The following is an 11632-nucleotide window of genomic DNA, read 5'->3' on the forward strand; positions in this document are numbered from 1 at the left end:
ATGGATTCAGCTTGAAGCGTGATCAGCCGATGCGGAAGCCGCGCTTGCGGGCGAAGTGAATCGTGGCGTCAAGGAACCCCTGCTTGCTGCCGCAGTCAAAGCGCGTGCCTTCAAAGCGGTGCGCAAAAGCAGGCGACTCGTTGAGCATCGAGGCAATGCCGTCGGTCAACTGAATTTCACCGCCCACGCCCGGAGCAATCTTCGCGAGATGATCGAAGATTTCGGGTTCAAACACATAGCGGCCGATCACGGCGAGGCGCGACGGCGCGACGCTCGGATCAGGCTTTTCAACGATGCCGCGCAGACGCGACGTGTTCTGCGTCTGGTCGTCAACGCTCACAATGCCGTACTTCTTCGTTTCTTCAGGCGCCACGTCCTGAACAGCAACGACCGAGCCGCCGCCCTGCTCCTCGCGGGCGCGGATCAGCTGCAGCGTCGTCGAAACCTTGCCGTCGATCAGATCGTCCGCAAGGATCACGGCGAAGGGAGAATCCTCCACCACGGGCTGCGCGCAAAGCACGGCATGGCCGAGCCCGAGCGGAACCGGCTGACGAATGTAGATGCAGCGCACGCCCGGCGGAACAATGCCGCGGACGATTTCGAGGAGCTCTTCCTTGCCCTTCATCTCAAGCTCGCGCTCAAGTTCCGGATAGCGGTCGAAATGATCTTCAATGGCACGCTTGTGGCGGCCGGTGACAAAGATCATTTCCGTCACGCCGGCGGCGGCAGCCTCTTCAAGCGCGTACTGAATGAGGGGCTTGTCGACGACCGGGAGCATTTCCTTCGGCATCGCCTTGGTGGCCGGAAGGAAGCGGGTGCCGAGACCATTAACGGGGAAGACTACTTTACGGACGGGCTTCATATGAACTCAAACCTTGAATATCGCGGAACGGAGACAGGACATCCTCCAGGCAGATGCCGCTTTAGAATGCCTGCGCACGAGAGATGCGCGCAGGAGCTTAGCGCGCATTGACGCAACTGAGCAAGAAACGGAGGATATTTCGCATGGCGCGCGAACTTTTCGCGATCGGAGATCTTCAGGGATGTCTCGAAAGTTTGAAAGGGCTGCTCGAGCAGATCCCAGAAGACGCTGAACTTCTTTTTCTCGGCGACATTGTGAACCGCGGCCCGGAATCCCTTGAAACACTGCGCTTCGTGAAGAATCTCGGGCACCGGGCCGACACGCTTCTCGGAAACCACGACCTTCATCTTCTCGCCGTTGCCGCCGGCGCCGGCAGCGTTCATCGCCGCGACACCATCTCCGACATTCTGTCGGCTCCCGACCGCGAGGAGCTCATTGACTGGCTGCGCGCCCGGCCGCTCATGGTTGAGCGGGACGGCATCACTTTCGTTCATGCGGGCATCAATCCCGCCTGGGATCTGCCGACCGCAAGAATGCTCGCGCGGGAAGCAGAAAAACACCTTGCCGGCCGTCACTGGAAGGAGTCCCTTGCCGGCATGTACGGCGGCACGCAATGGGATCCTGATCTCAGGGGCGAAGCGCGCATGCGCGCAATTCTCAACGGCTTCACCCGGATCCGTTTCGTCGACCGCGAAACCGGCGAACTCGACTTTGATCAAAAGGAAGGCACCGGGAAGGCGCCGGCCAACCTGATGCCCTGGTTCGACTATCCGCTGCGAAAGACGGCGGGCACGCCCGTCTGCTTCGGGCACTGGTCAACGCTCGGCCTCATCAACCGTCCGGATCTGATGGCAATCGACACGGGATGCCTCTGGGGCGGCGAGCTCACGGCGCTGAGAATCCGCGACCGCAGGATCTTTACGGAAAAGTGCCCCTGCTGGGCGGACCCGAAGGCGTATTCCTGAAGCTCACTAAAGAAGGCAGGATTTTTCGGATCCTGCCTTTTCTCTTTTTCTTCTCTACCGCTTATGCCCGGACGGCATCAGCGTGATGCACGCCCGCCTGGCGAAGCTTCTCTTCGCGCGCCTTTTCCTTTTCAGCGGTGGCGTCGGGCCACCCGAGCGCGCCCGACATGACGCGGGAAGCTTCGAGAGCGAGCTCGCGGCGGTCGCGTCCCGTGGTCGCAATCGGGTTGAGAATGGTGACTTCTGCGACGAGCCCCGGCGTAAAGACAATCTGCTTCAGCACCGTCCAGAGGGGCAGATTCGCATATGCGGGAATGAGCGACGTCTTCCCGTCGAGCGTATAGCGGATCGTGACCGGGAGGAGTTCCGCACCGGCAGGCTCCGCCGCCGCAAAAAGATTGGCATAAAAGGGAAGAAGCCTGTCGCCCGGTCCTGTCGTGCCTTCGGGGAAGAAGAGCACGTTGGTGCCTTCCTTCAGGGCAGCCGCCATGGCTTCCGCGACTTCAAGCACGGCACGCTTTCTCGAGCGGTCGATATAAATCGTGCCGACATGGGTTGTGATCGGCCCGAACACAGGCCAGCTTCCGATTTCCTTCTTGGCGATGAACCGCACCGGCAGAATGGAATCCATGAGGAAGATGTCCATGAAGGAAATATGATTCGCGCTCACGAGATACCCGGGGCCGTCCTCGCGCAGGCCGCGGGCAGCCGCGGCATTCGGAATTTGCCCCTTGACGAGGACCTTCATCCCGAGCACCCAGAGAATGACGGGGGCAAGGGTTTTAATAACCTTTGCCCGCGAGCGGACCTGAAGCACCGGAAGGATGCCGATAGCCACAAAGAAAATGAAGATCGTCAGGAAAAAGAGTCCGACGAGTCTGACGGAACCGACAACGTATCGCATGGTTCACTCTAAGCTGGAATAATCTGAAGCCGTACCGGCCTCGCGGAAAAATTGCTCAAGGATGACGGCCGCCGCCTTATCGTCGATGCGATCGCGGCCGCAGGCAACTTCAACGGAAGAAAACCTTTCGTCGACGGTGAAGACCTTTTTGCGGTAGCGGCCGCCCAGCTGCCGTGCGAAGCGCTCGCAGCGCGCCGTAAGGGTTGACGGCGTTCCGTCGCCCATGCGCGGCACGCCGACCACGAGGAACGCCGGCTGCCACTCCTCAATGAGAGGCGCAATACCCTGCCAGCGCGCGTCATTTGTCGGCGAATCAATGATTGCAAGCGCTCTCGCCGTACCCGTAAGGGTATTGCCGACCGCCACGCCCGTGCGGGCGAGACCGAAGTCGAACGCTAGAACCACGCCCTGCGGAATGTCCATCAAAAGCATCCTTGAAGAAGAAAAAAATCCGTTGCAGGCGTACACTTGCGGGTTTTCTTTACGAAAAAGCCGCAGCAAAATCGTTCTCCGCCTGAACCGGCGTATTCTAAGCGCGGCACATAAGAAAAACGCTTTCTGACCCAAGCCTCTCGCTCTCATCATGATCGACCACGTTCTCGAGCGCCTTACGACGCTCTTCACTGAAGGCGGCGCGCGCTTCCGCGTCGTCCATCACCCCCAGGCCGGACAGTCCAGCCAGTCTGTTGCTGAAATCCGCGGCACCGAACTCGGTCAGGGCGCCAAAGCCCTCTGCTGCACCGTCAAGGGCAATGGCGTCAAAAAGCATGTCCTCGGGGTTCTTCCGGCAGACATGCAGGCAGACCTCTCGAAGCTCGCCGCCGCCGTCGGCGGCCGTCGTGCTTCGCTCGCTTCTCCCGAGGAAGTGATGGAGCTTACCGGCTGCATCTTCGGCGCGGTTCCTCCCGTAAGCTTTCACCCGGATCTGGAGCTCATCTGTGATCCGACGCTCTTCACGCGCTACGACGAACTCGCCTTCAATGCGGGCGGACGCGACGTCTCGATCATCATTTCGACCGAAGACTTCAAGCGCATCGTGAACCCGAAGACTGCCGACTTCCTCCGGGAAGCTCCGGCCGCAGCCTGACCTGGAGCACGGCAATGGACTTCTTCTCCGGCATGCTTGCCAATTCGCTCACGCCCATTACGCTCATTTCGGGCGTCGGCCTGATGCTGCTCTGCATGGTTGCCCGCTACAACCACACGACGGACCGTATTCGACAGCTTCTCGCCCGCCGCGAGGTCGGCGACTATGAGAACGAACCCGACATCGACCGCGAGATCCACCTGATCTTCCGCCGCGCCAAATATCTGCGCCGCGCGATGCTCTGTCTGGTGCTCTCGGACGTCTGCTCGGGTCTTCTCGTCGCAACGAACGTCTTCGCGCACCTCTCGGATCTCAACTTTGTCTTCGCCTCCTCGATCTGGCTCGGGTCCGCGCTCGCGCTCATCGTCGCATCGACCGCCTACTTCAGCCTTGAGGTCCGCGTCTCCCTGCATGCGCTTCGCATGGCCATCGAGCACCTTCCGGGCAAGTCCCCGTTGCCCATGGACTAACGGAGACTTGAAATGATCAACATCACCGAATTTAATCAGTCGCTTGCTTTAGCGCTCGGCCCCATTACGCTCATTTCCGGCGTGGGCCTGCTCATGATCTGCATGACGAACCGCTACAACCATGCGACGAACCGAATCCGTCAGCTGATGAAGAAGCGCCACGAAGACGCCTCTCAAGCGCTGCTTCCCATCATCGACGAGGAAATCGACCTTCTCTACATGCGTGCGTCGCTCCTGCGCCGCGGCATGCTCTCCGTTGCGCTCTCCGCACTCCTTTCAGCGCTCCTCGTCGCCGTCAGCGTCGGGAGCCGCTTCCTCGGCATCAATCTCATGGTGCTCGAGAGCGTGATTCTTGTAGCCGCAACGCTCCTCATCGTGCTTTCGGCGCTCCTTTTCTCAAGCGAAATCAGCATCTCGCTCAAGGCGCTCAATCTTGCCGTCAAGAACATCCCGCCGGGAGGCGGAAAGTCTGAAGCGCTCTGACGGGCAGCCGATTGACGAAAGCCGGAACCTCCTACACGGGAGACTCCGGCTTTTTTCATGTCAGCCTGACTACTTTGCCTGCGAGAGGCGGACCGTCGCATCACCCAGGGCAGCGAGTTCGTCAATCCCGCTCTCGACTCTGCCGATCGACTGCATGTCGAATGCTTCGCCGTTCTGCCGATAAAGAATCACGAAACTGTGCCTCGGCGGCCAATAAACGACCTCGCCCACCTCGTAGCCGCGCATCTCGACTTCCCGGGCCGGCAGCGCCTCGCGAAAGCGATGGCAGAGCTCCCGACCGTAGAGATCCTGCAAATCAAGCATGAGCGGCAGCTTCGAATAAAGCGCGCGGGCCGTCTCATTCTCTTCGAGGGCAATCGTCCAGCTCCGTCCCCGGGCTTCCATCTGAATCTTCATTATGTTTGTCTCCGCGGCGTCCGCGCCCTGATGAATCAGCATGCTCGTCATGGCAAACGCCAGCAAATTCCTTCGCTGCATGACACTCCCTTCCGGGTTGCGTTCAGGCTCCCCGACCCGGGGAGCCTTGAACGCCCGACTTCAATTGCCGGATACCTCACGCCAGATTCGTACGGAAAAAGTCTGAAAGCTTTTCCCACGGAATCATGCCGGCACGATCATAAAGATCCGTACGGTTGGCGCCCGGCACCACGAAGCGCTCCTTCGGCTCAGCCGCTCTCTTATAGGCTTCATCCGTATAGCAGCGCGACGGCGCATCCGCTCCCACGATGAAAAGGATGGGACGCGGCGAAATGACATCCAGGTCATTGAGCGGGTAGAAATTCATGAACTTCACATAGGTGGCCGGCGTATTGCGGCGATCGTTCGGTTCATAAAGCCCACGCGACGTACGGTAGAAATCATTGGATTCCGCGGCTTCAGCAAAGACCGGGTCATTCTGACCGGGGCCATAAACGGGCTCGCCTGAATCCACCGTCTGCCAGCGGGAGGCGGCGGCTTTGTCAAGATCGGCGGCCCGAAGCGACTTCGCGCGATCACCATTGATCCCCGTGCGGAAGTATTCGCCCATGTCGTACATGCTCACGGTCGCAACTGCGCGGATTCGCGTATCGATCTTGGCGGCAGCCAGTGCGAAACCGCCGCTCGCGCAAATGCCGAGCGCTCCGATACGCAGCCGATCCACATAGGGAAGCGTGCCGACATAGTCGACCGCGGCAGAAAAATTCTCCGTATAGACATCAGGCAGGATGGAGCCTCTCGGCGTTCCGCCGCTCTCTCCCCAATAGGACTGGTCGAACGCGAGCGTCACGAATCCGGCTTCAGCGAGCTTCTGTGCGTAAAGAAGCGCCGCCTGTTGGCGGACAGCACCGAAAGGATGACTGATGACCAGAGCCGCATGCTTTTGCGAGCGATTCAGGCCTTCCGGTGCATAAAGGTTCCCGACGAGTTCGAAGCCGTAGATGTTTTTGAAGCGCACAAGTTCCGACGTGACGGAGCTGCTCTTGTACCAGTTTTGTCCTGCCGGCTTTGCGGACGCCGCCGGAGCCGGCGCCGCAGCGGCCGCACCCAGCCCCTGAGTCAAAGCCGCGCCCAGCACGGCAACCGTTTTGAGGGCGCTGCGGCGATTGATGTTTGTCTTCATGATGGAGTCTCCCTTTCTTTAGAAATCAATTTCTGCGCGCAGCGGCCTTCAGATCCTCTGCGGAATACACGTAGTCGCTCGAAGCCGCACTCTGGTGGCATGAGAGACACCGGCTTACCGGATCCTCGCTCTCCGTAAAGGCTCTGCGATCTCCGTGATAGGCCTGGTACTCCCATTCCCCGTTGCGCAGGCTTTCTGGATAAATGGCGCCCCAGCCTTTTTCCTTCTGCATGACGATGTAGCGCCGAACGCCGGCACGCTCTCCGGAACGAGAGTGGTATTCGACGAGGAGCAGCCGCGTTCCATAGGGAAAGCTTTCCGCCGTCTTCATCGCCGCCATGACGTCTTTGGGCGCATACATGTCCTCAATCACGCTCCCGCGGTCTGAGGTGCGATAGAGCACCCAGTCGGACCATTCCTCGGGAAGCGCCACGCGAGGATCTGCAGAAGCAGCACCCGATTGAGAAAGAAGTGCGCCAGCAATCAGCGCGGCTGCAAAAAAACTTTTAAAAATCATCTTCAGCTCCCGGATGATGCTTTTGCTTTCTGTTCACGATCCCGCAGAACGCGCTCAAGAACCGCCTCGGCGGCATCCGCACGATCGCTGCCGCATTCAGTCCTGATCACCTGCACGAGGCTTTTCATTTCCGAAGCCGAAACACCCGTATTCATGGCTGCATTCATATGGAAAACCATCTGTCCTGCAGTCCCCGTCATGCCGGCGAGTGCCCCGACGGCGGCAAGTTCACGGCGCGTATGAGCGAGGTTGTCGCGAATAAAGATGTCGCAGAAGAGGTGTTCCTTGAGGAAGGCGTCGATCGCCGGCGCAAAAAGCTGGTATCCCGATGGCGGCGGGATGACGGCGCGCCCGCCGAGCTTTGCGCGCATCTCGGCGCCGTACCGATCGCGGTCAAGGTCTGCCGGTACCGGCGAAGGCTCTCGTCCGACAGGGTCCGACTTTCCGGCAGCCTGACGCTCATCCATGACGCCCATAAAGGTATGAATGCCATTGAGGCTCCGCGGAAAACCCGCATAGGCATAGAGCTGAACGAGGACCTCTTTGATTTCATTGACCGTCAGACCGGCTTCAAGCCCATCGTTCAGGTCAGCCTTCAGCGCAGAGAGATTTCCATCCGCCGTATGCGCTGCGATGGCAACAACTGCCTGATCCGCAGGACTCAGCGCTCCATCGGAAGCCGACGCTTCGCCGCCAGCTAAAGCTGCCAGTCCGAGCGCGCTCATGAAAACCGACTTCGTCATCCTTGCGAGCATTGTCATTTGGCTTGCTCCCCTGCTTCAGGAAAGTGATAGTCGTCCGCGGAGACTTCTTCCATCCACGTGACGTTCCGGCCGTCCTTCATGTTGGTGAAGGCCATATGACTCATTGCAGTCTTCGGCGTCGCGCCATGCCAATGCTTGAGTCCCGGCGGGCACCAGACGATGTCCCCCGGATGCACGCGTTCGATCCTTCCGTCCGGTGTCCCGATAAGTCCTTCGCCCGTCAGAATGAACAGTCGTTGTCCGGCCGGATGGGTGTGCCAGAAAGTTCTGGCGCCCAGTTCAAACGTAACGATGGAAACGCTGTAGGGACTATCCGCATCGGCACGGCTGATGCTGTCATGACGCACCTGCCCCGTGAAGGTCGTATGCGCCCCCACATTGGAAGGAAGGTTCCCCGGATGAACGATGGTGTGACTCAGTTCCGCCGCCGCAGCTGAACCGACGGCTCCCATGATGCCTGCGACGCCGACGGCTGCCGCCATTTGGATCCATTTGTGCATTGCTCTCATCCTCAGAAGTTTCACGGTATCGCTCTTCGTTCGCGATGAGATGCTGTTTAGAAATCAGGCTTCAGGCAACCGGCAGTCAAAATCTCAAATATCTGCTAAAAACTCTCAGAGACAAAATTTTTTAATATCTCAAACTATCATTCAGGAATCATGAAATCCTTTTCCAAAATGCTCTATGCCGTTCATTCTTGATTCCACTCGCGAAACCCTCGCACACCTGGCAATGCAGCATGCCGGCTCCATCGGCTTCAACCCCACAGGCATTGCAGGATTCAATGTCGTCAAACGCACGGAACGCGGAGAAAAGCGTTCTTTTCAGAAGCCCTATGCCGCGCTCATTTTCCAGGGGCGCAAACGCACGCGCGTCGGCAACATTGAACATGTCTACGGTCCGGGCGATGTTGTTGTTACATGCATCGACTTTCCTTCCTTCACGACGATTGAAGAGGCATCCATCGAAAAGCCGTTTCTGCCCAGGCTCCGGATGACCCGACAGGACAGCCTTTTTTCGTCACGCGCTGCGAGGAGGACATTGCGCAGAACTTCCTGCGCCTTCTTGAGCTCTCTGATGCTCCCGGGAAAATTTCCCTTCTTGCCCCGATCCTCATTCGCGAGCTGCACGCGCGCTTTCTCCTCGGACCTCAGGGCGCCTGGATTCGCAGCGTCTGTTCCTACGGAACGCACTCACATCAGATTGCAGCGGCGGTTTCAATGATCAAGGAAAAATTCCGCGAGCCCATTTCGGTCGCGGACATCGTCGGGAATATTGGCCTCTCCGAACCGTCGCTCCATCGGCACTTCAAGAACATGACGGGCTTCTCCCCCATCAAGTACCAAAAAATCCTGCGCCTCTATGAAGGCAGAAATATCCTGCGAAGCGGCCGAAAAACCGTTTCGGGCGCGGCATTCGAGGTTGGGTACGCGAGCAGCTCGCAGTTCACGAACGACTACCGCAAATTCTTCGGTCTGTCGCCCCGGGACGATGCGCGTGCGGGATTCGCCGCCTGATGCGCACCTATTCTCTATATCCCCAGAGGAAGTAAATCCCGGTACCTTCCCCCATGGTTCGGCCGACCGTCAGCATCACCGGCCCGATCAGGCTGTCGATGCCGACGTAGGCCGAAACCGACTTCTGCCAATCGCGCCCGCCGCTCGTCAGATCGTCGCCCATCACGCTGTTCCAGGCACGCCCGAATTCCGCCTGCATGCCGGCCCAGACGGGAGCCTGAAGCGGCATGAATTCCGAAATGTTTCTCGCAAGTGCGAAGCGCGCGTATTCCAGACGAGACCCGGACCAGCGTCCGTAGGGCGAGCCCACCATGCGGCTTGCGCCGCCGAGCTGAAATGTTCCGGCAACGGTCGAGCGCCCGATTTCAGCCTCGAGAAGCGCCGTCCACTTTTCCCGGCTCCAGGGAACGAGCACGTTCACTTCAAAGACATGCGTGCCGCCGCGGCCGTCGATATTTTCGTCACTCGTGCGCCCCTCAGCCGTCAGGCGGTATCCCTTGGTCGGGAAGCTCACGTTGTCGAGCGTATCGAGGAAAAGATGCGCGCCGACATAGGGGGCATCGTATCGCTCCTGAGGCGGCGGATCACGGCCGATCTCCGGCTTGGCCCGCATGGAAATCCAGCCTGCGGAAATGCCGGCATACCCCAGTCTCGCCATTTCCCAGCCGAAAAGGACCTGACTGTCGAACTGCGTCGCGCGCCAGCGCGCAATCGCCTGCCTGCCTTCCGTGCCGTAGATATCGTAGGACTGACGTTCAAAGGAAATGCTCGGCTGAATGAAAAGCGGCAGTGTGGTTCCGAGCGGCTGATAGAACTCAGAGAGAAAGCGCTGGCGCTCGCCGATCTGAATTTCATTACGCCATTCCGCGCCCCAGCTGTTGAGGAGATGCCAGGAATGCGCAAAGAGGAAATTGAAGGAACTCACCTTGTCGAAATCGGTTTCAAGGGACCCGCCGAAACGCACGCTCGACCAGACGGAATCTTTTTCTCGGGGCTCGAGCACCACGACTGAAGTCCCGTCAGGTCCCGGATCCAGTCGATAGGTCACGCTCTCAAAATACCCGTCCGCAAATACAGAGCGCGCCGCGGCATCGAGTTCGCTGCGCGTTCGCACGCTGCCCGGCCGGATGGCCGCACGTTCAATCGTCCTCTCGGGAGGAATGCGGGAATTTTTATCCTCAGCGACGAGCACTTCATACACCCGGGTCTTCTTCTTTTCGGGCGGATCAAAAAGTTCCGTACGAGCCTTATTCCACGCGGTCCACTCGGTCTTCGGCCGGGCCAGGCCCTTGAGCCGCTCTGCGGCCTTCCGTCCTGCCTCTTCGCCGCGGGCAATGATTTCTGCGCTTTTCTTGAGGTCGGCAGAGGAATATTCCGTAAGGTCGGGCGTAATCAAAATATCCCCGGGAGAGAGTTCGCTCAACGACTTTCTCACATTCTGTTCCGTCAGGAGATTCACCATCTGCGCCATCACGCCGACCACGTTCGTGAGCTTCTCCTTGTCTGAGAGCGGCGTGCCGACATTCACGGCGATCACCACATCCGCCCCCATTTCGCGCGCAAGCGCTACGGGTAGGTTGTCAACCAGGCCGCCGTCAACCAGAAGCTCTCCCTTATATTGCGAAGGCGCAAAGGCGCCCGGAATGGACATGGAAGCGCGCATGGCCTCCCTCAGCGTGCAGTCCTTCTGCATGACGACGCGATAGCCCGTCACCAGATTGGTTGCGGGCGCAGCAAAGGGAATCGGAAGTCTCGAGAGGTCCCGAACCATGTCGAAAGCCGAAGTTTTTCGTGCAAGGAAAAGTTCGAGTTCTTCGGACGGAACAAAAGCGGCCGGCAGCATCGGCGTCCCCTCGCGCGACATTTCAAGTCCGCTCGAAGGAAGGCTCTTATAGTCGTCAAGCTTTCTGCGCCAGTTGACGAGCTGCCTGTCCGGCCGGGGACCGAGCATGCGGTCCCAATCCACGCCGAGGACCGCATCCTCGAGCTCAGGAAGCGTGAAGCCCGCAGCATAGGCGCCTCCGACCATGGAACCCATGGATGTACCGGCAATCACGTCAATCTTGACGCCGAGCTCCTCGAGCACGCGTATCACGCCCACATGCGCAAACCCACGGGCGCCGCCCCCTGAAAGCACCAGTCCCACGCAGGGCCGGCCTTCAGCACGGCACGCCGCCCGCACCTCATCAGGCGTTTTTGCAATGGCCGTTCCCTCTGCGAAAACACAGAGCCCGAAGAGCGCAAGCGCGGCAAGAGCAACTGAGGTTCTTCTTTTCGGCATGGCTCTCTCGACTCCTTTTGCGGTGCTTGATCACTGCACCCGGTCCGGGACAAAATTCGCTAGTGACTACTCCCCGTCCAATTCTTCGAATTGGGCGAGGCTTCTCGCTTCTTCGGTCACAACCCGGATGTCTCCGGGATTTACACGACCTCAGCGAGCAT

14 protein-coding genes and 2 pseudogenes are annotated in these 11632 nt (G+C 59.2%); 7 read left to right on the forward strand and 9 right to left on the reverse strand.

From position 1 onward, the window contains the following. Positions 1–22 precede the first annotated feature (22 nt). Positions 23–862 carry a UTP--glucose-1-phosphate uridylyltransferase GalU gene (gene galU, locus GBM95_RS02655; RefSeq protein WP_139688179.1) on the reverse strand — a complete coding sequence of 280 codons (840 nt, stop codon included), beginning with the start codon at positions 860–862 and terminating at the stop codon, positions 23–25. Positions 863–1005: 143 nt separating this feature from the next. On the opposite strand from galU, the gene GBM95_RS02660 reads away from it, so the two are divergent. Beyond that, a complete protein-coding gene (locus tag GBM95_RS02660) occupies positions 1006–1827 on the forward strand; it encodes a symmetrical bis(5'-nucleosyl)-tetraphosphatase (RefSeq protein ID WP_152157663.1) in 822 nt (273 codons plus the stop codon). Between the two features lie 61 nt (positions 1828–1888). Here GBM95_RS02660 and GBM95_RS02665 read toward each other — a convergent pair whose 3' ends face one another. Together GBM95_RS02665 and ruvX are read right to left on the reverse strand one after the other, a co-directional pair. Continuing rightward, positions 1889–2731: a lysophospholipid acyltransferase family protein gene (locus GBM95_RS02665; protein WP_152157664.1), complete on the reverse strand. Its 843-nt coding sequence runs from the start codon at positions 2729–2731 to the stop codon at positions 1889–1891. 3 nt (positions 2732–2734) lie between these two features. Then, on the reverse strand, positions 2735–3154 hold the full coding sequence (gene ruvX / locus GBM95_RS02670; RefSeq protein ID WP_152157665.1) for a Holliday junction resolvase RuvX: 420 nt from the start codon (positions 3152–3154) through the stop codon (positions 2735–2737). A 160-nt stretch (positions 3155–3314) separates the two neighbouring features. On the opposite strand from ruvX, the gene GBM95_RS02675 reads away from it, so the two are divergent. From GBM95_RS02675 to GBM95_RS02685, 3 genes are read left to right on the forward strand one after another with little or no spacing between them, the layout of a single operon-like run. Next, a complete protein-coding gene (locus tag GBM95_RS02675; RefSeq protein WP_139688183.1) occupies positions 3315–3818 on the forward strand; it encodes a YbaK/prolyl-tRNA synthetase associated domain-containing protein in 504 nt (167 codons plus the stop codon). Positions 3819–3832: 14 nt separating this feature from the next. After that, a complete protein-coding gene (locus GBM95_RS02680) occupies positions 3833–4288 on the forward strand; it encodes a DUF2721 domain-containing protein (RefSeq protein ID WP_152157666.1) in 456 nt (151 codons plus the stop codon). Positions 4289–4300: 12 nt separating this feature from the next. Next, on the forward strand, positions 4301–4771 hold the full coding sequence (locus GBM95_RS02685; protein WP_139688185.1) for a DUF2721 domain-containing protein: 471 nt from the start codon (positions 4301–4303) through the stop codon (positions 4769–4771). Positions 4772–4840: 69 nt separating this feature from the next. On the opposite strand, the gene GBM95_RS02690 is transcribed toward GBM95_RS02685, so the two are convergent. From GBM95_RS02690 to GBM95_RS02710, 5 genes are all read right to left on the reverse strand, one after another. Continuing rightward, complete coding sequence (locus GBM95_RS02690; RefSeq protein WP_193222548.1) at positions 4841–5188, reverse strand: cyclophilin-like fold protein; 348 nt, start codon at positions 5186–5188, stop codon at positions 4841–4843. Positions 5189–5345: 157 nt separating this feature from the next. Next, positions 5346–6392: an alpha/beta hydrolase gene (locus GBM95_RS02695; RefSeq protein WP_152157668.1), complete on the reverse strand. Its 1047-nt coding sequence runs from the start codon at positions 6390–6392 to the stop codon at positions 5346–5348. A 25-nt stretch (positions 6393–6417) separates the two neighbouring features. Continuing rightward, complete coding sequence (locus GBM95_RS02700; RefSeq protein WP_152157669.1) at positions 6418–6909, reverse strand: cytochrome P460 family protein; 492 nt, start codon at positions 6907–6909, stop codon at positions 6418–6420. Positions 6910–6911: 2 nt separating this feature from the next. After that, positions 6912–7670, reverse strand: coding sequence for a carboxymuconolactone decarboxylase family protein (locus tag GBM95_RS02705; RefSeq protein WP_226963124.1), 759 nt, complete (start codon positions 7668–7670; stop codon positions 6912–6914). Further along, entirely contained in the window at positions 7667–8173 is a 507-nt protein-coding gene (locus GBM95_RS02710; RefSeq protein ID WP_152157670.1) for a (R)-mandelonitrile lyase, read from the reverse strand. Before GBM95_RS02710 ends, GBM95_RS02705 begins: the two co-directional genes overlap by 4 nt. A 232-nt stretch (positions 8174–8405) precedes the next feature. Between GBM95_RS02710 and GBM95_RS13130 the strand changes: the two are divergent. The 3 genes and pseudogenes from GBM95_RS13130 to GBM95_RS02720 all read left to right on the forward strand — a co-directional run. Then, positions 8406–8594: pseudogene (locus GBM95_RS13130) on the forward strand (hypothetical protein); the annotation flags it as partial. Positions 8595–8632: 38 nt separating this feature from the next. After that, positions 8633–8821, forward strand: a pseudogene (locus GBM95_RS13135) (AraC family transcriptional regulator N-terminal domain-containing protein); the annotation flags it as partial. A 72-nt stretch (positions 8822–8893) separates the two neighbouring features. Further along, entirely contained in the window at positions 8894–9190 is a 297-nt protein-coding gene (locus GBM95_RS02720) for a helix-turn-helix domain-containing protein (protein ID WP_152157672.1), read from the forward strand. 7 nt (positions 9191–9197) lie between these two features. Here GBM95_RS02720 and GBM95_RS02725 read toward each other — a convergent pair whose 3' ends face one another. Beyond that, on the reverse strand, positions 9198–11471 hold the full coding sequence (locus GBM95_RS02725) for a patatin-like phospholipase family protein (protein ID WP_152157673.1): 2274 nt from the start codon (positions 11469–11471) through the stop codon (positions 9198–9200). Positions 11472–11632: the final 161 nt, after the last annotated feature.

This window comes from Sutterella seckii, assembly GCF_009183815.1.
GTDB lineage: Bacteria > Pseudomonadota > Gammaproteobacteria > Burkholderiales > Burkholderiaceae_F > Sutterella > Sutterella seckii.

Bases quoted from the DNA above. Each gene is read 5' to 3' on its own strand.
- galU (WP_139688179.1), bottom strand. From the start codon at position 862: ATGAAGCCCGTCCGTAAAGTAGTCTTCCCCGTTAATGGTCTCGGCACC.
- GBM95_RS02660 (WP_152157663.1), top strand. From the start codon at position 1,006: ATGGCGCGCGAACTTTTCGCGATCGGAGATCTTCAGGGATGTCTCGAA.
- GBM95_RS02665 (WP_152157664.1), bottom strand. From the start codon at position 2,731: ATGCGATACGTTGTCGGTTCCGTCAGACTCGTCGGACTCTTTTTCCTG.
- ruvX (WP_152157665.1), bottom strand. From the start codon at position 3,154: ATGGACATTCCGCAGGGCGTGGTTCTAGCGTTCGACTTCGGTCTCGCC.
- GBM95_RS02675 (WP_139688183.1), top strand. From the start codon at position 3,315: ATGATCGACCACGTTCTCGAGCGCCTTACGACGCTCTTCACTGAAGGC.
- GBM95_RS02680 (WP_152157666.1), top strand. From the start codon at position 3,833: ATGGACTTCTTCTCCGGCATGCTTGCCAATTCGCTCACGCCCATTACG.
- GBM95_RS02685 (WP_139688185.1), top strand. From the start codon at position 4,301: ATGATCAACATCACCGAATTTAATCAGTCGCTTGCTTTAGCGCTCGGC.
- GBM95_RS02690 (WP_193222548.1), bottom strand. From the start codon at position 5,188: ATGAAGATTCAGATGGAAGCCCGGGGACGGAGCTGGACGATTGCCCTC.
- GBM95_RS02695 (WP_152157668.1), bottom strand. From the start codon at position 6,392: ATGAAGACAAACATCAATCGCCGCAGCGCCCTCAAAACGGTTGCCGTG.
- GBM95_RS02700 (WP_152157669.1), bottom strand. From the start codon at position 6,909: ATGATTTTTAAAAGTTTTTTTGCAGCCGCGCTGATTGCTGGCGCACTT.
- GBM95_RS02705 (WP_226963124.1), bottom strand. From the start codon at position 7,670: ATGACAATGCTCGCAAGGATGACGAAGTCGGTTTTCATGAGCGCGCTC.
- GBM95_RS02710 (WP_152157670.1), bottom strand. From the start codon at position 8,173: ATGCACAAATGGATCCAAATGGCGGCAGCCGTCGGCGTCGCAGGCATC.
- GBM95_RS02720 (WP_152157672.1), top strand. From the start codon at position 8,894: ATGATCAAGGAAAAATTCCGCGAGCCCATTTCGGTCGCGGACATCGTC.
- GBM95_RS02725 (WP_152157673.1), bottom strand. From the start codon at position 11,471: ATGCCGAAAAGAAGAACCTCAGTTGCTCTTGCCGCGCTTGCGCTCTTC.